Origin of the sequence: Motilimonas thetidivivens, from assembly GCF_046452435.1 — a bacterium.
Lineage (GTDB): Bacteria > Pseudomonadota > Gammaproteobacteria > Enterobacterales > CBDFNC01 > Motilimonas.
Genome location: NZ_JBKFDK010000013.1, coordinates 46,903 through 69,139, shown reverse-complemented (window position 1 = coordinate 69,139; position 22,237 = coordinate 46,903). Strand labels below are relative to the sequence as shown.

General features: G+C 44.6%; 17 protein-coding genes. 5 read left to right on the top strand and 12 right to left on the bottom strand.

All coding sequences use genetic code 11. The features are described from left to right. Positions 1-63 precede the first annotated feature (63 nt). A complete protein-coding gene (gene tyrS / locus ACK8OT_RS11405; RefSeq protein WP_410196640.1) occupies positions 64-1,344 on the bottom strand; it encodes a tyrosine--tRNA ligase in 1,281 nt (426 codons plus the stop codon). A 223-nt stretch (positions 1,345-1,567) separates the two neighbouring features. Between tyrS and mtnN the strand changes: the two genes are divergently transcribed. Genes mtnN through ACK8OT_RS11390 form a run of 3 tightly spaced genes read left to right on the top strand, consistent with a single transcriptional unit; the run spans position 1,568 to position 3,698 of the window. Then, positions 1,568-2,266, top strand: a complete 699-nt coding sequence (gene mtnN / locus ACK8OT_RS11400) for a 5'-methylthioadenosine/S-adenosylhomocysteine nucleosidase (RefSeq protein WP_410196639.1) — start codon at positions 1,568-1,570, stop codon at positions 2,264-2,266. A 41-nt stretch (positions 2,267-2,307) separates the two neighbouring features. Further along, positions 2,308-3,270 (top strand): cobalamin biosynthesis protein CobD/CbiB, encoded by a 963-nt coding sequence (locus ACK8OT_RS11395; RefSeq protein WP_410196638.1) that lies wholly within the window; start codon positions 2,308-2,310, stop codon positions 3,268-3,270. 41 nt (positions 3,271-3,311) lie between these two features. Further along, a complete protein-coding gene (locus tag ACK8OT_RS11390; RefSeq protein WP_410196637.1) occupies positions 3,312-3,698 on the top strand; it encodes a rhodanese-like domain-containing protein in 387 nt (128 codons plus the stop codon). A gap of 107 nt (positions 3,699-3,805) precedes the next feature. Here ACK8OT_RS11390 and ACK8OT_RS11385 read toward each other — a convergent pair whose 3' ends face one another. The 9 genes from ACK8OT_RS11385 to ACK8OT_RS11345 all read right to left on the bottom strand — a co-directional run bounded on the left by ACK8OT_RS11385 (position 3,806) and on the right by ACK8OT_RS11345 (position 13,947). Next, positions 3,806-4,156 (bottom strand): RidA family protein, encoded by a 351-nt coding sequence (locus tag ACK8OT_RS11385; protein ID WP_410196636.1) that lies wholly within the window; start codon positions 4,154-4,156, stop codon positions 3,806-3,808. 306 nt (positions 4,157-4,462) lie between these two features. Then, positions 4,463-5,038, bottom strand: a complete 576-nt coding sequence (locus ACK8OT_RS11380) for a hypothetical protein (protein WP_410196681.1) — start codon at positions 5,036-5,038, stop codon at positions 4,463-4,465. Positions 5,039-5,279: 241 nt separating this feature from the next. Next, entirely contained in the window at positions 5,280-6,569 is a 1,290-nt protein-coding gene (locus ACK8OT_RS11375; RefSeq protein ID WP_410196635.1) for a peptidoglycan DD-metalloendopeptidase family protein, read from the bottom strand. A 187-nt stretch (positions 6,570-6,756) separates the two neighbouring features. After that, positions 6,757-7,245 (bottom strand): nuclear transport factor 2 family protein, encoded by a 489-nt coding sequence (locus ACK8OT_RS11370; RefSeq protein WP_410196634.1) that lies wholly within the window; start codon positions 7,243-7,245, stop codon positions 6,757-6,759. A gap of 3 nt (positions 7,246-7,248) precedes the next feature. Further along, on the bottom strand, positions 7,249-7,869 hold the full coding sequence (locus tag ACK8OT_RS11365; RefSeq protein WP_410196633.1) for a trimeric intracellular cation channel family protein: 621 nt from the start codon (positions 7,867-7,869) through the stop codon (positions 7,249-7,251). Between the two features lie 139 nt (positions 7,870-8,008). Further along, positions 8,009-11,164 (bottom strand): efflux RND transporter permease subunit, encoded by a 3,156-nt coding sequence (locus ACK8OT_RS11360; RefSeq protein WP_410196632.1) that lies wholly within the window; start codon positions 11,162-11,164, stop codon positions 8,009-8,011. Further along, positions 11,157-12,257 (bottom strand): efflux RND transporter periplasmic adaptor subunit, encoded by a 1,101-nt coding sequence (locus ACK8OT_RS11355; protein ID WP_410196631.1) that lies wholly within the window; start codon positions 12,255-12,257, stop codon positions 11,157-11,159. The genes ACK8OT_RS11360 and ACK8OT_RS11355 overlap by 8 nt, the downstream gene beginning before the upstream one ends. A 321-nt stretch (positions 12,258-12,578) precedes the next feature. Further along, a complete protein-coding gene (gene erpA / locus ACK8OT_RS11350) occupies positions 12,579-12,929 on the bottom strand; it encodes an iron-sulfur cluster insertion protein ErpA (RefSeq protein ID WP_410196630.1) in 351 nt (116 codons plus the stop codon). Between the two features lie 97 nt (positions 12,930-13,026). Further along, complete coding sequence (locus tag ACK8OT_RS11345) at positions 13,027-13,947, bottom strand: DUF6776 family protein (protein ID WP_410196629.1); 921 nt, start codon at positions 13,945-13,947, stop codon at positions 13,027-13,029. Positions 13,948-14,194: 247 nt separating this feature from the next. On the opposite strand from ACK8OT_RS11345, the gene hemL reads away from it, so the two are divergent. Both hemL and ACK8OT_RS11335 read left to right on the top strand, forming a co-directional pair. Beyond that, positions 14,195-15,475, top strand: a complete 1,281-nt coding sequence (gene hemL / locus ACK8OT_RS11340; RefSeq protein WP_410196628.1) for a glutamate-1-semialdehyde 2,1-aminomutase — start codon at positions 14,195-14,197, stop codon at positions 15,473-15,475. Between the two features lie 303 nt (positions 15,476-15,778). Beyond that, positions 15,779-18,217 carry a beta-mannosidase gene (locus tag ACK8OT_RS11335; protein ID WP_410196627.1) on the top strand — a complete coding sequence of 813 codons (2,439 nt, stop codon included), beginning with the start codon at positions 15,779-15,781 and terminating at the stop codon, positions 18,215-18,217. Positions 18,218-18,977: 760 nt separating this feature from the next. Here the strand turns inward: ACK8OT_RS11335 and ACK8OT_RS11330 are convergent. Together ACK8OT_RS11330 and mrcB are read right to left on the bottom strand one after the other, a co-directional pair. After that, positions 18,978-19,724, bottom strand: a complete 747-nt coding sequence (locus ACK8OT_RS11330; protein ID WP_410196626.1) for an OmpA family protein — start codon at positions 19,722-19,724, stop codon at positions 18,978-18,980. 57 nt (positions 19,725-19,781) lie between these two features. Then, the gene (gene mrcB, locus ACK8OT_RS11325) at positions 19,782-22,133 is read right to left on the bottom strand and encodes a penicillin-binding protein 1B (RefSeq protein WP_410196625.1); all 2,352 of its coding nucleotides are present in this window, start codon (positions 22,131-22,133) and stop codon (positions 19,782-19,784) included. Positions 22,134-22,237 lie beyond the last annotated feature (104 nt).

The following is a 22,237-nucleotide window of genomic DNA, read 5'->3' as shown; positions in this document are numbered from 1 at the left end:
TATCGCCGAAACGAAAAAGGGAAGCTCAGCTCCCCTTTTTGTTATGCATTTTTATATGTAGGCTTATTGCCAAACATATAGGTTAAATAGTTTTTTACCACGCTTGATCAGGGTAAATTTACCGAACAGGGCGTCGGCCTTACTGATAACAGCTTCGGTCTCTGCCACTTTTTCACCATTTACCGCAACCGCGCCGTTACCGATAAACTCACGCGCCATCTTGTTTGATTTGGCTAACTCAGATGCGGTTAACAGTTCAACTAATGCTTTCTCATCACCTTCCACTTGGGTGGTAGGCAAACCATCTAAGGCTAGCTGGGCTAAATCTGATTCACTTAAAGAAGTTAAATCACCCGAGAATAACGCATTGGTGATGCGCTCAGCCGAAGCCAAGCCTTCTTCGCCGCGTACTAAACGCGTCACTTCGCGCGCAAGTACTTGCTGACCTTCAGGGCGACCTTGAATGGTTTTGTCTTTTTCCTCGATTGCTTCAATCTCTTCAACAGATAAGAAAGTGAAGTAACGTAGGAACTTGTACACGTCAGCATCAGCAGTACCCAACCAGAACTGGTAAAAGGCGTAAGATGAGGTTTTGTTCTCATCCAACCAAATGGTACCCGACTCGGTTTTACCAAACTTAGTGCCGTCAGCCTTGGTTACGAGCGGCAGCGTTAAACCAAATACTTGATTTTTATTCATACGACGAGTTAACTCGGTACCACCGGTGATGTTACCCCATTGATCTGAGCCACCGATTTGTAAGGTACAGTTTTTATCGCGGTTAAGCGCCGCAAAGTCGTATGATTGTAATAACATGTAGCTGAATTCGGTGTAAGAAATACCTGAGCCTTCACGCTCGATACGTTGTTTCACCGATTCTTTTTGGATCATGGCATTAACGCTGAAGTATTTACCGACATCGCGTAAAAACGAAATGGCGTCAATTTGGCCAATCCAGTCTAAGTTATTCACCACTTCGGCGCCATTTTCAGCGTCATTGAAGTCAACAAACGCACTCACTTGCGCCTTAATCTTTTCAACCCAGCCTTCTACCACATCTGTGGTATTTAGCTGACGCTCAGCGGCTTTAAAGCTAGGGTCGCCGATTAAACCGGTAGCACCACCCACCAGCGCTAGGGGCTTATGGCCGTATTGTTGAAAACGCTTAAGCACCAATAGCGGCACTAGGCTACCAATGTGAAGACTGTCGGCGGTAGGGTCGAAGCCACAATACAGGGTGCGACAACCTGTTGAAAGGTGCTCAGCTAATTCTTCATCAGCGGTACACTGTGCAATCAGCCCACGGGCTTGTAAGTCTTTCAAAAGTTCATTTGTTGCTGTCATCGCGAAACCTGTTTCGTTATTAATATAAATCTAAAATGGGGCTCGATTTTACACATTTGCTATAGCAAAAAACAGGCTCATCCCAGTTTGTTTATGGTTTTTAGGCGCTTTTTTAGCGATAGAGGGTGTTTTAACCGTGCAACCAAGCACTCTAGGAATATGTCTATCAAATTCGATTGTGCTAAGATTCCACTAATCTTTTTTATAGAGTGAAATCATTAACATGAAAATTGGCATTATCGGTGCAATGGAGCAAGAAGTTGAACTACTTCGTGCTCAACTAGAGCAAGCTGAAACCAAGGTTATCGCAGGTTGTGAGTTTTATCATGGGCAACTCAATGGCGTTGAAGTCATTTTAACCAAATCGGGGATCGGCAAGGTCGCAGCGGCTGTGGCGACGACCCTACTGCTTGAGTTGTACCAACCTGATACGGTGATTAACACGGGCTCTGCGGGCGGTTACGACCAGAATTTAAAAGTGGGTGACGTGGTGATTTCTTCACAAGTGCGTTATCACGATGTTGATGTCACTGCTTTTGGTTATGAAATCGGCCAAGTGCCACAACTGCCAGCGGCATTTTTACCCGATGCAAATCTAGTGCAAGTGGCTAAAGATTCGGTAGCTGCGGTTGATCAAACGGTACAAGTTATCGAAGGCCTTATTTGCACTGGCGATACCTTTATGGCCGACCCAGTGAAAGTGGAATATGCCCGTAATAACTTCCCGACCATGGCGGCGGTTGAAATGGAAGCCGCTGCGATTGCGCAGGTCTGTCATCAATTCAAGGTGCCATTTGTGATTATTCGTTCTCTGTCTGATATCGCGGGCAAAGAATCGAGCCAGTCATTTGACGAGTACCTAGTGGTTGCGGCAAAACATTCAAGCCTGATGATAGCCGAAATGGTGAAGCGTCTTGGCTAGTTTAACGCCTTGGCGACAAGCTAATCGGTTAGCTCAAACGAATGCCTAGCCTGCTCGAGCTATATCACCTGATACCCAACCAGCTAATGTTATTATTAGCTGCGTTGGTATCATTTTATTTTCCACTTCCCTTGCAATATCACCCCGCTACGGCCCTTGGTCACTTACTGCAAATCATCGGCAACAAGGTCGCCAATCCCAGTAATAGTATTTCACAACAGCAGCTTGCTGGCGTATTGGGTTTAGCTGTGGTGTTACTGCCCAGTGTGGCCTTAGTGATCGCCCTTAAACAAGTGCTATTTTTTGAAGACGCATTTGATTTTCTGCTATTGCTTTTCTTGTTTGAATGGCGCGCCTATAGCAGCCACTTTCATGAATGCCGTCAAGCCTTGCTCGTCACGGATAAACAAAGTGCGCGTGATAGCCTAAGCCGCATTACCTTGCGCGATGTTGATAGTTTGTCGCTACTGGGACTGCAAAAAGCCGCCGGCGAAAGTCTGGCGTTACATTTAACCCACCGCTGGTTTGTGGTGTTTTTTTGGTTTGCTGTTGGCGGTATTTATGGCGCCGTGATATGTCGCCTATTGCAGTTGTGCAGTTTTTATTGGAATCGTAAAAAGGCCCGCTATCGTCACTTTGGTATTGCTGTGCAGCAAACCTATCAGTTGTTTGCCTTCATCCCCTGCTGGCTTTTATCTTGTACCTTAAGTTGTTATGGCAATACCCTTTACACCCTTAAAAACTGTTTTCGCCAAGGAGCAAGTTGGCCTGCACTCAGTTCGGGATTAGTATTAAGCGCATTGGCGAGCAGCTTAAAAATACAATTAGGTGGGCCGCGAATATATGACACCATCAAGATGCGCTTTGCCCTTTTAGGGACGGGCGATAGCCTAAATCAAGGCCATTTAGCCCCCTTATATTCCCGCCTAAATCAAGCAGCTTGGCTGTGGATAGTGACTTATATACTGATAAACGTGGTTATTTGGCTAATTCAAACATCTTAGGCAAGAACCAATAAACTTGGCTTAGCTTACTCGGAGTTATAATGGATCCAATGAAACTTATTCTCACTTTAGTTCTCTGCTTTTTTACCTCATTGGCCTTTGCCAACAACCCTGTGCCCATAGTGAGCCAGCAAGAATTAATCACTTGGCAGCAAGCGAACAAAGACATGCAAATTATTGATGTGCGCAGCCCCAGCGAATTTGCTCAAGGCCATGTCCAAGGTGCCATCAATATTCCCTATGATCAGATAGGTCAGCAGCTGTCGCGGTTAAGCCAAACAAAAGACATAGTGGTTTATTGTCGTTCAGGTCGCCGCGCGGCTATTGCAGAGCAAACCTTACTAAAGCAAGGCTTTAACCGCGTCTTTCATCTAGAGGGAGATATACTGGGTTGGCAAGCTAACGGTTTACCTTTAACGCAGCCTTAATTCAGCTTTAGCGCAGCTTTAGTTCAGATTTAGCACAGCTTTAGCTAAAAACACTCAAGGTTTACCTTTAATAGGGACTAGCGTGCACCACGCACGCTAAAACTTAATTAGCCAGCCGCAGCCACAAACGCCATTTCAACTAAGTAATCAGGGTCGGCCAGTTCCACTTTAACGCAAGCACGAGTAGGCGCAGTGCCCGGGGCAAACCAAGCGTCCCACACTTCATTCAACGCAGCTAAATTGGCAAAATCCGTGATGTAAATCGTTACCGATAAGATACGGGTTTTATCGCTGCCAACACTGGCTAACATGGCTTCGGCTTGACTAAACACTTGTTTTACTTGTTCGCTTATACCTAAAGATAGATCGCCTTCTGGCACCTCAACAAAGTGAGCAATACCGTTATATACGGTCACATCAGACCAACGCGTGGTTGGGTTAATACGTTGAATATCCATAAATTTCCTAGCTAACATTTACCATCAAAGCCAATATACTTTAATACTGGCTAACACTGCCCATGTTGAAGCAGAAAGGCGAGTTTAACATAATTGTTACGGTACTAGCCCTTTGCTTTACAAGCTAGATCATAGCTTTGTGTTTAAGTGAGCTAACTTCAGCTTTGATTAAAGGTATTTCAAATAGACACTGTATGAATAAGCAGCAAAACTTCGTTTTCAGGGATGAAAACGCAGAGCGTATAGGGACATATTCACCGCGTTTTTGCGGATTATTCATACGATATAGCTTATCCAAAGCTCAGGTTAGTTAAGCTCATTTAACTCTTGCTCTAGCTCTTGCGGCAAGATTTCATCAAATTCAACCAGCAGCACCTGCTCTGTGATCAGCTTACCATCAGCATGAACCTTAGCTTGTGCCTGTTTCAGCAATTCAGCTTGCGCTTGTTGCTGTAACTTGAGGGCTTGTGCCTCGGCCTGCTGTTTGAGGTACTCAGGATCGGTATATTGAACGAGCTCCGTAGGCCAAGTCGGCACCACTTGCTCCATTTGCTGATTTAATACTTGCTCGGCAAACACCGTGGGCGAGCCACCGGTTATCAACATGACCGCCATCTGATTCGTGTCAGCGTTCCAAACAAGACCGGCTTTGTCTGCTAACTCAGGTACGGGGGTGTAATTTGATATCAGGTAATACAAGGGGCCTTGCTGCTGGATCTCATTGGCCGTGTCCAACAAAGCAATTGCCGTATTGTAATGCTCACCCAATAGCGGCGCCATACGACTCTCGATAATAGGCTGTTTGAGTAAGTTGACCTCTTTAGGGTCTAAACCCACCAAAGGTTTGAGCAGAGCCCACATAAGTTGTCCCTGAGGAGACATTAACAGTAACGGCGCTGCACAGGCATTTAGAAATAAAACCCACCACAACAAGTGAATAGGTTTACAAGGTATGAGTATCCATTTACCCAAGATAGGTTTGCTCCAATCATCGCCGGCACGTCGCCGGCGGCGGATTATAGCGAGCAGATTTTAAACAAGCGAGAAAATTTAAGGCTGTTCAAGCATGGTGTTAGAGGCCACCACAAACAGCCAAAAAAGGTTTAAAAAGAATTAAAATCAATCACTTAAAAGCAAGCATTAAACGATTCTGTGAGTTTAATGCAGCCATCAATGGCGCTGAATATGCGATGAAGCTCGCCTTCTCGGCGCCAGCTAAGGATTCAGCTTGTGGCAATTTCACTGTTTTGGGATTGGTGTGGACACCATTGACTAAGAACTCATAATGCAAATGCGGCCCCGTAACGCGACCAGTCGCACCTACGGTACCGATTTTATCACCTTGCTTAACGCGTTGGTTTTGTTTAACAAAGCGCTTATTTAAGTGTAAGTATTTGGTGATATAGCTAGAGCTGTGTTTGATCACCACATAATTACCATTAAATTTGTTATAACCAGAGGTGATCACTTTACCATCACCCGCAGAGACCACTGGCGTGCCAGTTCTTGCTGCGTAATCAATACCGCGATGAGCTCGTACCTTACCTGTCACGGGGTGACGGCGTTTAGGATTAAAGTTTGAGCTGATATATTTAAAGTTAACCGGCGCGCGTAAAAATGCTTTGCGCATGGCCTTGCCTTCCGGCGTATAAAAGCTACCGTCTTCACTTCGCACTGCTTGAAAAACGTCACCTTGGTTAATAAATTCTGCTGCCAAGATTTTGCCAGTTTTAACAAACTCACCATGCGAATATAAGGTTTCATAAAGCACAGCAAAACTGTCACCTTGGCGAATATCCAAAGCAAAATCCACATCCCAGCCAAAAATATTGGCCAGCTCCATGATCACTCCCGCTTCTAAGCCACTGTTCATCCCCGCATTCCAGAAATTGGAAACGATATCGGCACGGGTAAAGGCCGTGCGGGTTTCTAGCTCAAGTGTTTCTACCTCAACGTTAAAGCCAGAAGCAGCCTTAGTGACAACGAGGGTTTCGGTACTATTATAGGGATAACGTAATTGTTGGAATTTGCCGCTTTCGGTCAAACTAAAATGCAGCGTGTCTCCGGGGTGGATACGTCTTAGCTTATGTGCATCTCCCCCTAAATTATCAATTCGGTGTAAGGTTTTAGCACTTAACCCAGCACGGGCAAAAATACGCGCTAAACTATCACCCGACTCCACAGTAATGTCTTTTTTTACTAGCTCGGGCAGGTTGTTTAAGGTGTTGTTTTTTGCGTTTTGACGACGTTCAAGCGATAAATCTAATGAATACTTCTCACCGACCTTGTATTTTTGCTGACCGGGCTCAAGCATTTCATCTAAGGGCTGCCGATTAATTAACGACGTTGTAGTGGTAGAAGCAAGGGTCACGGTTTCAGCCCCTGCGGCTGGCAAATCGCGACTGAATAACATGCTCAAACAAAGTAAAACACACAGGAGCACAACATTATATTTATTATAAATACTGGCAATAAATGACATTTAAACCACACCAATTTCAAACTTTCGACTGACAAAACCCTTGAAGTTTATCTATTGACGCTAGATTTAGCTACGCCAGCTCAGAAATTAACCTCGTTTGAGTTCTCAGTTTTACAACTTAATCAATTACTCTGGGCTTTAATTGTGCGTAATCGAATAAGTCTTGGTGAGCGGTGATGCGTTGCTCTTTGACATCGATAGTGAGGACAGTGATGGCGGGTAAACTAAACTCAATGGTTTGACCTGGAAAGCCGTAAAGAGTGCCTTCGCCGCGATAATGAAAGGTACCAATAAATACAGCGACTTTGTTGGACACAAAAAACTGTGCTTGCTCGAAACTGGCTTGCTGCATACCTTGGCTAGAGCGGCGCCAAAATTCTAAGATTTGACGTCGCCCTTTGTAGCTTTTACCCGCGGTGGTATCGCTCAGTGTGGAATTTTCAGTTAAGTAATTGCTCAGCTCGCCATATTTTCCCGCCATTAGCAGCTGCATATAATGCTGAGCAAGGGCTTGGCGTGACATAGCAGGCAATGCTTTTGCTTGCGAAGACACAACGCAGAGCAATAAAGCCATAGCACTAACACAACGCAACAAACCCGCAGACATGGGTTATCTTCTCAGGTTAAAGACAGGTAAAGACAGATGCCAACGCAACGCCGCTAAACGTAAACCTAAGGTACCTGTCATTGCGATACCTAATGCCCACCCATCATCAATGCCAAGGTACAAGCTGGTGGTATACAATACACCGCCGAGTATGGAAGCGGTTGCATAAATTTCTTTTTGCAGTACGAAAGGAATTTGTCCTGCTAATACATCGCGGATCATGCCGCCGGCAACCCCAGTAATCACCCCCATCACCACCGCAACCACGGCTGGTAATTCATAAGAAAGTGCTTTTTCCGCGCCGATGACGGTAAATAACGCCAAACCAAATGCGTCTAAAACCGGCAATAAAAAGCTAGGTAAATGATGCGCCTTGCGCGCGGTGAGCATACTAATCAAAGCCGTGGCAAAAATGACATATAAGTAAATCGTTTCGTTGATCCAAAATACCGGCGTTGCGCCTATTGCCATATCTCGAATGGTTCCGCCACCGATAGCGGTTACCGATGCAAGTACCACCACACCGATAGGATCCATTTTTAGCCGCCCAGCCACCAGTACCCCGGAAATGGCAAAGACAATACAACCTAAAAGATCAGAGAAAAAAACAAATTGAGCAAGCATGGATTTGGTGGCTATTAGTAAAATTTGGCGCGATTTTACCCTAACAAAATCTAAAATATTATCCTTCTGGCAAAAAAAAACGATGCTTAGGCTAATTACCTGAAATAGGGCCTAGGCATCGTCAGTTTGTTTGTCTTATTTATACTTGTTCGGCAGTCGACTCGGGATAAGCTTGGGCTTTTTTCGCTTTACGACGCTGGAAAAATTCTGACACATTTATACCGAGTTTAAGTAAACAAGGCGTAAGCACTAGGGTCAGTACGGTGGCAAATGCCAAGCCGCCAGCAATGGCAGTGGCCAGTTGCGACCACATTTGCGTACTCGGTGCGCCAAACTCAACCAAACGGTTAACTATATCCACATTGGTTTCTAGCACCATTGGCATTAAACCCAATACGGTCGTCACCGTCGTCATTAAAACGGGGCGTAGGCGCTGTGCTCCGGTACGTAAAATAGCCTCTACCGACGTCATTCCTTTGCTGCGTAAAAAATTAAACGTATCGATCAAGACGATATTGTTGTTAACCACAATCCCCGCCAGGGCAATGACGCCTATCCCCGACATCACAATACCAAAGGGTTTTTGCGTTAGATAAAGGGCAAAGAACACCCCCACGGTTGAGAACAGCACCGCACTCAAGATTAACCCAGCTTGGTAGAAGGAATTAAACTGAGTCACCAAAATAATCGCCATCACAAATAATGCCACGATAAAGGCTTGACTTAAAAAGGCTGATGATTCGGCTTCGTCCTCATTTTGACCGCGGATCTTAATGCTCAATCTCGGATCGATATCCATTTCCGCCAGCTCAGCTTCAACCCCAGCTAAGATATCATGAAGTTGATAACCCGGTGCTAAATCAGCACTGATGGTAATAGACTTGCGCCCATCTACCTTGTGAATTGTGGCCTGCTTATGGGCTGCCGATAACTCAACAAAGTTGGTGATCGGCACCTGACCATGACTGGTTTTGATGCGCAGCTCATCAAGGCGAGCTAAGCTGCGCTTATCTTCTGGAAAACGCACACGGATGTCTAACTCATCATCCACGTCATCAGGGCGATATTCGCCAAGCTTTACACCTGAGGTAATAAATTGCACCGTGCTGCCCACTAATGCGGCATCAGCACCGTAACGCGCAGCATCGGCGCGATTAACATTAAGCTGCCATTCAATCCCCGGCTTATCACCATTGTCTTCAATGTTGACAAAGTAACCCGAATTGACCATTTTCTCGCGCATCAGCTTGGCCGCTGGCTCAAGCAGCTCTGAAAAGCGTGAATTAAGCTCAATGGCCACATCTTTCTCTGATGGCGGCCCACCCTCGTCTTTTTTGATCACTATGGTGATACCAGCAAGATCTGCGGTGCGTTGATAGATATCCTCAATTACTTGATCAGCAGGGCGCCGGACCTGCCAATCAAACAAGTTAACGCGCATTGTGCCGATTAAGTCATCTTCGTTATTACCTGAACTGCCGGTTTTCACAACTAAGGTGTCGATGTCTTCCATGCCTAAGATTTTGTTTTCAACTTCGGCCATTAAGGCATCTTTTTCATATATTGAAAGATCGCCATAAGAGCGTACTTTGATGTTAAAGCCAGCTGGCTCCATATCTGGAAAAAAGGTCACACCAAGATTAGAGCTGCCGTATAAAAACATCACCAAAACCGCAGTAAGCAAGGCGGAAACTAATGCTAAGAAGGGATACTTAATGGCGCGATTTAACAAGCGTACATAAAAGCCTGTGAACCCTGGCAAGGTCAAAATATTACCGGTTTCAGCTTGTAACAAAGCTTGCTTATTCTTCTCTGATACCGGTCTGGCCTTGCCGAAAATACCTCCTAAGGCGGGGACAAACACTAACGCCATCAACAAAGAAGCCAACAAGGTACAGATCAAGGTCAAAGGCAGATACTGCATAAACTCGCCCATGATCCCCGGCCAAAAAAGTAATGGTGCAAAGGCGGCTAAGGTGGTGGCGGTTGAAGCTGTAATCGGCCAAGCCATGCGCTTAGCTGCAAGACGGTAAGCTTGCTTTTTCGGGACCCCCTCTGACATTTCTCGATCGGCATATTCGGTCACGACGATGGCTCCATCCACCAGCATCCCCACGGCCATGATCAAAGAGAACATCACCACGATATTGATGGTCATGCCAAAAATAGCCAAGATCAGAATACCGGTTAAAAACGACCCCGGAATTGAAATACCAACCAAGGCGGCACTGCGCACACCGAGAATGGCGACAATGACAATCACTACCAGAATAATGGCTGAGCTGACGTTAGCCTGTAGCTCACCCAACATGTTCTTCACGTCTTTGGACTGATCGCCTGCAAAGTCAACTTTAACATTACTCGGCCAAGCCTTGCTCTCTTCCGCCACAAGGGCGCGCACTTTTTCAACCGTTGAGATCATATTTTCGCCAGGGCGCTTAACCACCTCCAGTGCCAAGGTGGTTTTACCGTTAACACGGGCAAACGTTTCTGGATCTTTAAAGGTGCGGCGTATGGTTGCCACATCGGCGAAATAGACCACAGTATCACCATCTACCTTGATAGGCAGGCTCATGATGTCTTGTAGATTACTGAACACTGAGGGCACTTTTATGGGAAAGCGGCCCTGTCCCGTATCCATATTTCCCGCGGCCACGATTTGGTTATTGCGCGATATCAGTTGATAAATATCGGCGGTATCTAGGTTATAACTTTCAAGTAATAAGGGATCGACTAAGATCTCCATCATATCTTCTCGATCACCTTGCAACTTGACCTCGAGTACCTCGCGCATACCCTCAATTTCATCTTGCAGCTCACGGCTAATCGCGACCAAGGCTCGCTCGGGGGCTGAGCCCGAGATCAATACCGTTAATGCTGGATTCATGCTGGCGAAGGTGATCTCATGAATGGTTGGCTCATCTGTGCCATCGGGTAATTTGGCTTTAGCCAAACTGACCTTTTCACGCACATCGGCTAAGGCGTCTTTAACGTCTATGCCAACATTAAATTCCAAGGTCACCGAGCCATGGCTGGCCAAGGCGACCGAGGTCATTTCTTTGATGCCTTCAATGCCTTTGAGCTCTTGCTCTAGTGGCCTTAACAACAGTCGCTCGGCATCTTCGGGAGAAATACCTTCATGATGTACAGAGACATAAAGAAACGGGATCTGAATATCGGGATTGGATTCTTTAGGAATATTGCTATAGGTGACCGAGCCCGCAATCAACAGCAGCAATAACATCATGACGACGGTGCGCGCACGTCCGAGTGCGGCATCAATCATACTAACCATTATTCGCCTCCGCACTCACTGCAATAACTTTATCACCGGGATTAACAAATCCTTGACCAACAGTGATCACATCAACAGAGCCAGAAAAACCGGATAACCACACACCGTCATCTTCTGCTTTAACCACCTTAATCGGGGTAAACACAACATGCTCATCCACCACGGTTTTAATGCCAAGCGCACCATCATCATCTAGGGCTAAAACGGCCGGAGTCACCTTGATTGCAGTGGTCTCTTGCAGTGGAATACTTAACTCGGCGCTCAATCCAGCCAGATAAGTCAAATCCGGATTGTCGATAGCCACTTCAATGCGAAAGGTATTCGTAGCAGGATTTGAAACCGAGGAAACGTATTTAATTTTACCTTCAACATTGTCATAGTTAACCAACCTGGCACGAGCGGGCTGACCTAACTTAATTTGGTTTATGTCTTTTTCGGTAACATCACCAACGACAATAATTGGATTGATATCAGCAACTTGTGCTATGGGATCGCCAATACCCAAAAAGTCACCTTGCTCAACCATACGTTGATTCAAAATGCCGGTAAACGGCGCCTTGATTAAGGTTTTCTCTATTTGCAATGATAGGCTCGCGACAGACACACGAGCATCGACTAAGGCCGCTTCAGCTTCGGCTAACCTTGCCTTGCCTTGAAAGCCTTGGGTGCTTAACTTTTTAGCGCCGTTATATTCGATTTCTCTTTGTCTGAGTAACGCCTGAGCACGAGCAAGTTGCTCTTTTCTATCATTCATCTCTAACCGCACAATAGGCTCACCTTGCTTCACCATGGCTCCACGCTTAGCAAACACTTCAACCACTTTGCCACTGACCTCGGCACTTAGTGTGGCTTGACGGTTCGGCTCACTGCGCCCGTATAGGGTTAGATCTTTAACCACTGATTGGGCAACGAATTGTGCTACTCGTACCTTAGGTAAAACCTGCTCCGCTTCGGCTTGTTTGGTTTCGTGTAAACTCGATTGATCTTGAGCTTGGCCTGACAACATCCATAAAAATAACAGCACAGTAAGAAAAATGGCGATGATGTACGGTCGCGTTGCGAGCCAGTTAGAAACAACAGCTGGGCCAGACATGATTTCTCCTTAAATAAATGACGTTTCGTCACCATTGGCGAACTTTTTCACCGATTAGATTACAACACCTGATAGCAAAATGATATTTAGATGATATAAAATGCAGTTTGATTTTTCGTTATCCTAATAGATAACGCACACCGTTTTCTGACTGAAAGTGCGGTTTAGTCACTAGTACGACTAACTTATGATTGGCGATCACTCTAAATAAGCGATTGAATATTAGACAATATAATCTAATGGAGAGGTTTCTTGCTGGAACTAAAAAGCCACTTACCGACATCGACAAGTGGCTTTGAACAATACTCGTTTAGCTATGAATTAAATGCTAAAACTAGAGCCACAACCACAAGTCGATGTCGCGTTTGGATTGTTTACCAAAAAGCGTGAGCCTTCTAGTCCTTCGGTATAATCAACAGTTCCGCCAACGAGGTACTGTAAACTCATAGAGTCAACCACCATGGAAACGCCGTCATTACTGACTACGGTATCACCTTCATTTACTTTTTCATCAAAAGTAAAGCCATATGAAAAGCCAGAGCAGCCGCCACCTGTCACATAAACACGCAAATTTAAATTGGGATTTTCTTCCTCGGCAATAAGGTTTTTCACTTTATTTGCCGCGGCATCACTAAAATTAATAGGTAATGCTGTTTCTACACCTGTCGACATCTGTCACCTCTGAAGTCACTATCTACCCCGATTATCTAATACCTGACTAAACAGTTCAAGTATTCATCTTTGTAGGACGAAACTTGTTGCTTCAAATCTATTCAATTTGAGTTGAGCCATCATTTGCTTCAACCTCAGGTTCATCACTAGGCAAAGGTTCAACTTGCCCATCAGCAGTGCTATTGGTATTTTCTTGCCCCGCTAACACCTCGACCGCTGCCTCGGCACCAGAAACCTTATCCTCAGCAATAAGCTCTGCAGCTAAGTCTGGTGTTGTTTCCACAGAAGGCGCTAAGGTAGGTTCAAGTGTAGGTTCAGCCGAAGGCTCAGGAGTTGGAGCAGGCACATATACTTGCGACCAAGGATATTCAGCAGACCAAGATTGGGCTTGTTGATTCCCCACTTTTTCAAGTTCAATCGAGAGCTTCACATCCGCAGCAACCATGCCTTCAGGGAGACGGATATCACCCTCGAGTACTTGGAAATACGTAAAGTCCAATGCCATTTCCAGTTGATTGTTTAATGCCAGAGTCGCTAGGTCTGCCATGATGGTTTGCTGCTGTGAATCTTGACCAGTAATAGTAAAAGTCGCTTTACCTTTAATATGCTCACGCTCTTTAGCTAACTGCACAAGCACTAAACGATAACGAAGAAGACCGCTTTCGATCTCGCTAAAGGTTAAGGAGTCAATAGCAACGCCACCAATCATTAGTTCTGGCGCGAGTATTTTTTGATAAAACGCCAGCTCCTTACGTAAATCAAAAATTTCATTTTGCGCCTGACTCAAGGTTTGATTGATTGAAGCTAAGGCGGCTTGCTCGGTTTCGAGTTCGGTATTTTTTAAGGCTAACTGCTGGTCTAACTGACCATTTTTTTCATTTAGTTGCCCTATTGTCTGCTGTAACGGAGCTATCATGGCAATGGTATCTTGATAACCTTTTTGTCCAGTTAAATACCCTATGCTTAGCCCAGCGCCAATCAAGATGGCCCACCAAGTGATCCTAATTAACTTTTTCAACCTTTTAACCTCTTGTTATGGAGAGTGAGAGTGTGCTTTAGGTGCGATTGGTTTGACGGGTATTATACAATTTAGTCTATTTTTTCACCCGATGGCTGGCATGTTATCAAAACTCCCATAAGCGCGCTGTAAAAAAAACATCTGTTATTGATAGCAGAAAGGAAGAGGTGAATTGCTATATCGCTGCACTTAACGAGGGATTTTGCTATATTGCGTAAAAATATCTTTTACCTTGAATAGGACGACCATGAGTCAATCTTCACAACTCTTCGAACAAGCTAAACACGTTATACCTGGCGGGGTTAACTCACCCGTGCGCGCTTTCAATGGCGTTGGCGGCGCACCATTGTTTATCGAACGAGCCGATGGTGCTTACATTTATGATGTCGATAATAAAGCTTACATAGATTATGTGGGCTCTTGGGGACCTATGGTGCTTGGCCATAATGACGCTCGCATTAAATCAGCCGTATTAGCGGCGGTAGAAAATGGCTTAAGCTTTGGTGCACCAACCGCGATTGAAGTTGAAATGGCTGAAAAAGTGCGTGAGCTGGTCCCCTCAATGGAACAAGTTCGCATGGTAAGCTCTGGTACTGAAGCAACCATGAGCGCAATTCGATTAGCGCGAGGCTACACCAATCGCAATAAAATAGTTAAGTTTGAAGGCTGTTATCACGGCCATGCCGATTCATTACTGGTAAAAGCAGGCTCTGGCGCACTAACCTTAGGCCAGCCAAGTTCACCCGGCATTCCCGCTGACTTTGCAAAACACACATTGACCGCAGACTTCAACGATTTAGCTTCGGTTGAAGCGCTGTTTGATCAATATGGTGACGACATTGCTTGTATTATTGTAGAGCCCGTCGCTGGCAATATGAACTGTATTCCCCCCAACGCTGACTTTTTACCGGGTCTTCGCACCATATGTGATAACACTGGCGCTCTGTTAATTATCGATGAAGTAATGACAGGATTTCGTGTCGCCCTTGGCGGCGCGCAAGCACACTATGATGTCGTTCCTGATATCACTACCCTAGGCAAAGTTATTGGCGGCGGTATGCCGGTAGGCGCTTTTGGTGGTAAGAAAGAAATAATGGAATATATTGCGCCAACCGGCCCAGTCTATCAAGCTGGTACCTTATCAGGTAATCCGGTCGCCATGAGCGCTGGCTTAGCAGCACTCAATGCCCTTTGTGAGCCTGGGGTATATCAAACCTTGGCAGAGAAGACCGAGTATTTAGCCAAGGGATTAAAACAAGCTGCGGATGATGCTGGTATCCCTTTAGCGATTAACTATGTTGGCGGAATGTTTGGTTTCTTTTTCACCGAAGAACCACACATTACTCGCTATAGCCAAGTAACCCAATGTGATATTGAACGCTTCAAACGCTTCTATCATTTAATGCTTGAGCAAGGAGTTTATCTTGCACCATCTGCTTATGAAGCAGGTTTTCTTTCTCTGGCTCACAGTAAAGAAGATTTAGACAAAACCATCGCCGCTGCTGCGCTTTGCTTTAAAGCGCTTTAATTTGGTAACTAGCAGCTAGCAACTAGAGTTATAGTGACCACGTCGCTATAACTCTTTTAAAGCAACTAATCTCCTCTCAACCTACTCTTCACATCTATGAAAACCCCTATATCTAACCCTATTTACCTTACTTGATTAAATCTTCCTAATACCACACACTATTTCCATAAAAACGCTCTTATTATGCTAATTTTATATTTAGCAACATAAACTTATGCCTCGTTCGGCTAAGCATAATAAGATCAGATTTAAGCTCAAACTAACCGATACTCTCACCTCGTCGTCCATTAGCAGGGGAACGCAATGAATCAAACTCTCGACCTTTCTGGAATTTGGCAACTTAGTAGCAATTCTGAGCACAAGATTAACTGTGACATCCCGATTCCAGGAGATATTCATAGTGCGCTAATCACCGCTGAAGTCATACCCGATCCCTATGTAGGAATGAATGAAACTCAAGTGCAATGGGTAGCGCAAACTCAGTGGACAATTAGCCACCAGTTTAATTTAGATCCAGAACAGTTTTCAGTCGCGGCAATTGAATTATGGTTAGAAGAGCTCGACACAATGGCGAGCATCAGCATAAATGACCAGCTTGTTTATCAAGCAAGTAACCAATTTAAGCGTCATATTGTCGACATTAAGCCAGCAGCCAAAATTGGGGGCAATCACATTTCAATTACCTTTGATCCGGTCGCCCCGATAGCCGCAGAGCGTGCAGCTAAGCTCCCCTTCCCCGTACCTTGGGCCGTGGGTAATAACCAAGTTCCTCATATGAATACCATTCGTAAGGCGCAATGTCATGCCGGTTGGGACTGGGGTATTTGTTTGTTGGTTGCGGGGATTTATCAGGCGCCAAAGTTAAAACTGATTAAAGATGTCAGCTTACGCTACCTAGAGCATAAGCAAGCATTTAACGGCAACGGCTGTGAAGTTTCCGTCACCCTTGAACTCTTTTCTTACTTGAGTCAAAAGCAAAACTTCAAAGCCCAACTTGGCGAACAAGTCACCGAGCGAACCCAACACATTAACCCGGGTTTGAATCAGGTTGAGTTTAGTTTTCTGGTTGAGCAACCTCAGCTTTGGTGGCCAGCAGGTTATGGTGCACAACCTTTGTACGATCTTAGCGTAAAAGTACAGCAACAAAGCATTAAGCAACAGATCGGCTTACGTCAGTTAGAGTTAATCACCGAAGCGGATGATATTGGCTCAACCATGATGTTTCGAGTTAATGGCCGAAATATCGTATCTAAAGGCGCCAACTGGATCCCCGCTGATGCCTTACCAAGCCGCGCAACCCATGACAAGGTTGACAAATTGTTGTCTGACGCAGTAGCAGCAAACATGAATATGATCCGTGTTTGGGGTGGCGGCGTTTATGAATCCGATGCCTTTTATCAAATGTGTGACCAAAAAGGGCTATTAATATGGCAAGATCTCATGTTTGCCTGCGCTCAATATCCATCAACACCCGAGTTTATTGCTGATGTTGAAGGCGAGCTAAATCATCAACTAAAGCGTTTACAACATCACGCTTGTATTGCTCTTTGGTGCGGCGATAACGAAGTCATCGGCTCCATCGGTTGGTACCCCGAATCACGTGAAAATAAGCGCAAATATACGGTGAACTATGATCGACTAAACCGCGCTCTAGATCTTAATGTCGCCCAGCTCGATCCCAGCCGCCGCTTCTGGCCAAGCTCTCCTTGTAACGGCGAGTTAGATTTTGGTGATGCTTGGCACGATGATAACAAGGGCGACATGCATTATTGGGATGTTTGGCATAGCGGAAAATCTTTTAGTGCTTATCGCGACGTCAATCCACGTTTTTGCTCTGAGTTTGGCTATCAATCATTTCCATCATTTAATAGCGTAAAAGCTTATGCCGGTGAGCAAGATTGGAACATCACCTCGCCTGTGATGGAATGGCATCAACGCAATAATGGGGGTAATTCAAAAATAGTTGAGATGTTTACAAGGCTATTTAGATTCCCGGTTGGTTTTGAGAACTTCCTGTATTTAAGCCAGGTCCAACAAGCTCTTGCCATTAAAACTGCCACAGAATATTGGCGCTCTACTAAACCTATTTGTATGGGCATTCTTTATTGGCAACTTAATGATGTTTGGCCTGTTGCCTCTTGGTCTAGTATTGAATACAACGGTCAATGGAAACAATTGCACTACCATGCGAAGCGATTTTTTGCTCCTTCGCTCGTCACCTTCGTCCCTAATGAACAAGGTGTTGATATTAAGCTAATCAGTGATCATGACAGAGATATTCACTTTAACGGTGAACTGACCCAATACAACTTTAATGGTGAAGTGATCGCAAGCTTACCGTTAAATGTCATCAGCCCTGCCGATCAAAGCGTCACCATTCACAGCTTAAATATTGAGCATGATAGCCCTACCTTTTGGCATATCAAGCTCACCAGTGAAGACGGTCATATTGAAGTAGAAAACGACTACAACCCCAATGATTGGAAAAAGTCAGAGTTAGCTCAGCCAAATATAAAATGGGATATTAGCCAACAGCATGATGATTTCATCATTACCTTGAGTTCTGATGTGCCCGCTTTTTATGTGACGCTTAGCTTTGATAACTTAGGCACCTTTAGTGACAATAGCTTTATACTCTTGCCTGGCCAAGAGCGAACAATTCATTACCAACTACAGCAAAAAGTCAGTATTGACGAGCTAAAACAACAACTTAAAATCAATCACTTAAGATCAAGTTATTGATTCAGTGAGTTGAAATAGCAAAAAATTGGGCAAAAAAAAGGGAGCATTTATGCTCCCTACTCAAAAAAACCATTACAAAGGAAAGGAAATGGCTCTTTGTAAAATATCCACGTTTTAATTCCCTTGATAGGGCTACCACTGCGCTCCTTGCTGTGGGAATTTTTGTAAAGTGAGGTGCAGTCACCTTACATCCACTCAATACACAATAGTCAAAACTAATAACGCTTCAAAAGACTGCTTGTAGAAAATACCAAAAAATCGCCCAAAAAACCTACTCTTGTTTGCGTAAAAATCGTTAACTGCCCACCCATTTTCTGCAAAAACGTTAAAACACACACGTCAAAATCGTAATAAAAAATCACAAGCCACTGTTTTAAAATGATTTATTAAATAACCATGATAGCGCTATCTTAATAAGATTAAAAATGCTTTTTTTGTTGTTCTGTCATCATTACGTCTCGAAACATAGTTGTTTCCCAGCCAAATATCGCTAAATGACACCAACCAGCCATATACTTTGAATAAATAACAAAGCGGTGATACCTGACGCGGATGAAAACACGCTACGGAAACGCCAGGTGAGCTAGCTGAATTCCAGAGTTAGATTAGGCAGTGTGAACTGAGTGACTGGGGTTGATAATGCTCTAAGAGCAGGAAATGTACATTGTTGACAGCTGTTGGAAGAGGACAATATAAGCAGAAAACACAAGAGGTATAAAAACGCCCATTTGAGCGTTTTTATACCGAATATAGCAGAAGATTACTTCATTACGAAGTCAACGCGACGATTGTCAGCCATGCCTTCTGAAGTACTGTTACTTGAAGCAGGATTGCTTTCACCTAAACTGACCGTCGATAGAGCAGAGGCATCAACACCGATTGATGTCATGTAGTTGTATGCTGACTCAGCACGCTTACCACCTAACCACATGTTGTATTTTTCAGTACCCGAGCTATCTGTATTCCCTTGTAACTCAACAGTTAACCCGTTTAATTTAATTGCATCAGCGACACAGCTCATGTGATGCTTCATACCACGGCTTAATTCATAGTTGTCAAACGCAAACTTCATTGGCGTTAAACCCACTACACGTCCGTCGATAGCTTGCACGTAGTTTTTACATTGTGACGGTACAAAGAAGGCAACTTCTTCAACCACTTCAATTTCAACTTCTTCTTTTATGCTACAACCAGCTTCATCAACCACATCACCTGCGGGTGTATCTGGACACTGATCTTTGCTGTTAGGAACACCATCTAAATCAGTATCAGGGTCGTAACAAAGGCCAGCAGCAATAGCACCAGTTAAAACTGTTGCCATCCCCATCGCTCCAGCGGCATCGGCACCAGAAGCAAAAACAGCAGCAATACCACCGCCAACTAAAGCACAAATAGCGGGATGAAATGCTTCACTATTTTCGCTATGTCGCTCATTTGGACTGGTTGAACATCCAGAAACGATTAACGCCGAGCTAACAGCGGTAGCCAAAATCAAATTCTTATTCATTGTATATCCTTTTATTATTTTATTTTGTCCAGTAGCCGACCATAAATTATAAAGGTATTAGCCAAAAATTCTACTCAACCAACTTTCATTTTTATTTATAATTTTTTTAGCACAGCTTTTTTGTGACCCTAGTTGCGTTTTTTTAACGGGTAAGACTATGGCATCACTACACGATTTATCAACTAATGCTCCTGTACTAGGCACAAACCGCCCCATCACAACCTCTTCAGGCATGCTCAGTTGATTGCTTTTCGCTTGACGTCGCTTCATATATTCTGCAAATACAGGTACTGCACCACCCGATCCTGTTAGTCCTGCAGGTTGATTGTCATCACGTCCAACCCAAACCGAAACCAGATCGCGCTGATCCCAACCAACAAACCAGCTATCACGGAGTTCATCGGTTGTACCTGTTTTCCCGCCAAGCGCAACGCCAGGTAAGCGCCAAGAAAGGCTCTTAGCAGTTCCTGTCTTAGTCACCTCTTCGAGGTTATATAAGGTTAGATAACTCGCCGCTTTATCCAGTACCCTAGTGGCTCGTTCCGCTTTTTCATAAATCAATCGCCCTTGAGCATCGGTCACCGCACGAACCGTGGCTAAAGGTTGATATAAACCTTGGCTTACTAAAGTTTGATAAATTTGGTTAACCCCCATCGGAGACATAGAAACACTGCCTAATACTAATGAAGGATATGGCTTAATGGGTTTTTCAACGCCCATATCATTGAGGGTTTTAACTACCTTATCTAACCCGATGTCGATACCTAAATTAACTGTAGGTATATTTAATGAGTCACTTAGAGAAGTATGAAGTGCCACGCTACCCCGATATTTTTTATCGTAGTTTTTCGGTGTCCAAGTTTTGCCCGATTTATTCTTTAATTTAATCGGTTTATCTTGTAGTAGTGATGCTAGCTGATAGTCGCCTTCTAGCGCAGTCACATACACAGCAGGCTTGACTAATGAGCCAATAGGTCGAACTGCATCTAGCGCTCGATTAAAGCCTGCGTATTTAACATCGCGTCCTCCCACTACAGCGATCAACTCGGCTTTGCGCTTGTCTGAAACGACGATAGCCCCCTCAAGCCCCCTAAGTTTGCGTTCTTTCTCTATATTGGCAAGCCCCTCAGCTAAAGCGGCTTCGGCGCTTTGCTGAGCAACCGGATCCAAAGAAGTAAACACGCGTACACCAGCTTGGATCACATCTGCCCCACCGACTTTTTCTTCTAATTCACGCCGGACTAAAGACAAAAATGCTGGCGCAGTTTGTTTACCCATTGCACCTCGAGTAATCACTCCAATATCCAATGTAGAAGCAACGTCATAAGTGTGGCGCTCTATCAGCTCATGCTCCATCATCATCTTCAACACCAGATTACGTCTTGCAATGGAACGCTCTACAGAGCGCCAAGGATCGTAATATGAAGGCCCTTTGACAAGGGCAACAAGGTGGGCGATTTGGCTAACCGACAGCTCAGCAACAGGACGACCAAAATAAAAATGGCTGGCTAAGCCAAAGCCATAAATACCATCAGCACCATTTTGACCTAGATAAACCTCATTCAGATACGCTTCCAATATCTGCTCTTTGGAATATCTAAAATCAAGAATCATAGCCATATAAGCTTCTTGCGCTTTACGCAACAAGGTTCTCTGACGGGTTAAGAAAATATTTTTGGCCAATTGCTGTGTTAATGTACTACCACCTTGAACTGTTTGACCGGCTTGTAAATTGGTAATAATTGCACGCAATATAGCAGTAGGTGACACTCCGTTATGCTGGTAAAAATCTCGGTCTTCCACTAACAACAAGGTATCTATCAATAACTGAGGCATTTGATTTAATGTAACCATCATACGGTCTTCAGCATTGGTGGTGCCAATCCGATCGATGAGCAGAGGTTCAAGGCGGGCATACCCCAGCTTTTGCCCTGTATCAACCAAGGTTATGCTGTTCACCACCTTGTCGCCAAAATCAATCAGGATACGCTTTTCAGGCTCAACACCATCATGAAATGCAAATCCCCTTCGAACCACCTCAATGCGTGTCTTAGATTGAGCAAATTCACCCGCTCTTCTTGGCGCAGGATCATAACGATAATTGAGCATTTTAAGCTCGCTAATGACCTCGCTTTTTTCGATCGGCATGCCAGGGTATAACGTCAAGGGTCTGGCAAACACTTGCGCTGGAAGTTGCCAAATAGGCCCATCCATCTTGCTGCGAATTTTGCTATCAAGATAGATCCCATAGAGCAACACTCCCGCAACAAGAACCAAGCCCAGTTTTAATGATGTAGATAGCAGCCATAGACCGGTTTTTTTCGTGCTGAAACGACGCGTTTTTTTAGTCGTCTTACGCCTTGGCTTGGCACGAGAGGTACGAGAAGGGGTTTTCTTGCTAGTAGTCATCTTAACTTAAATACTCAAACCGCAGTTAGCCCAATAAAAGAGGCAACATAGCATTAGGCCAGTATGAATGGAACCAAGTTTATCAACCTAATTCAAAATGATGG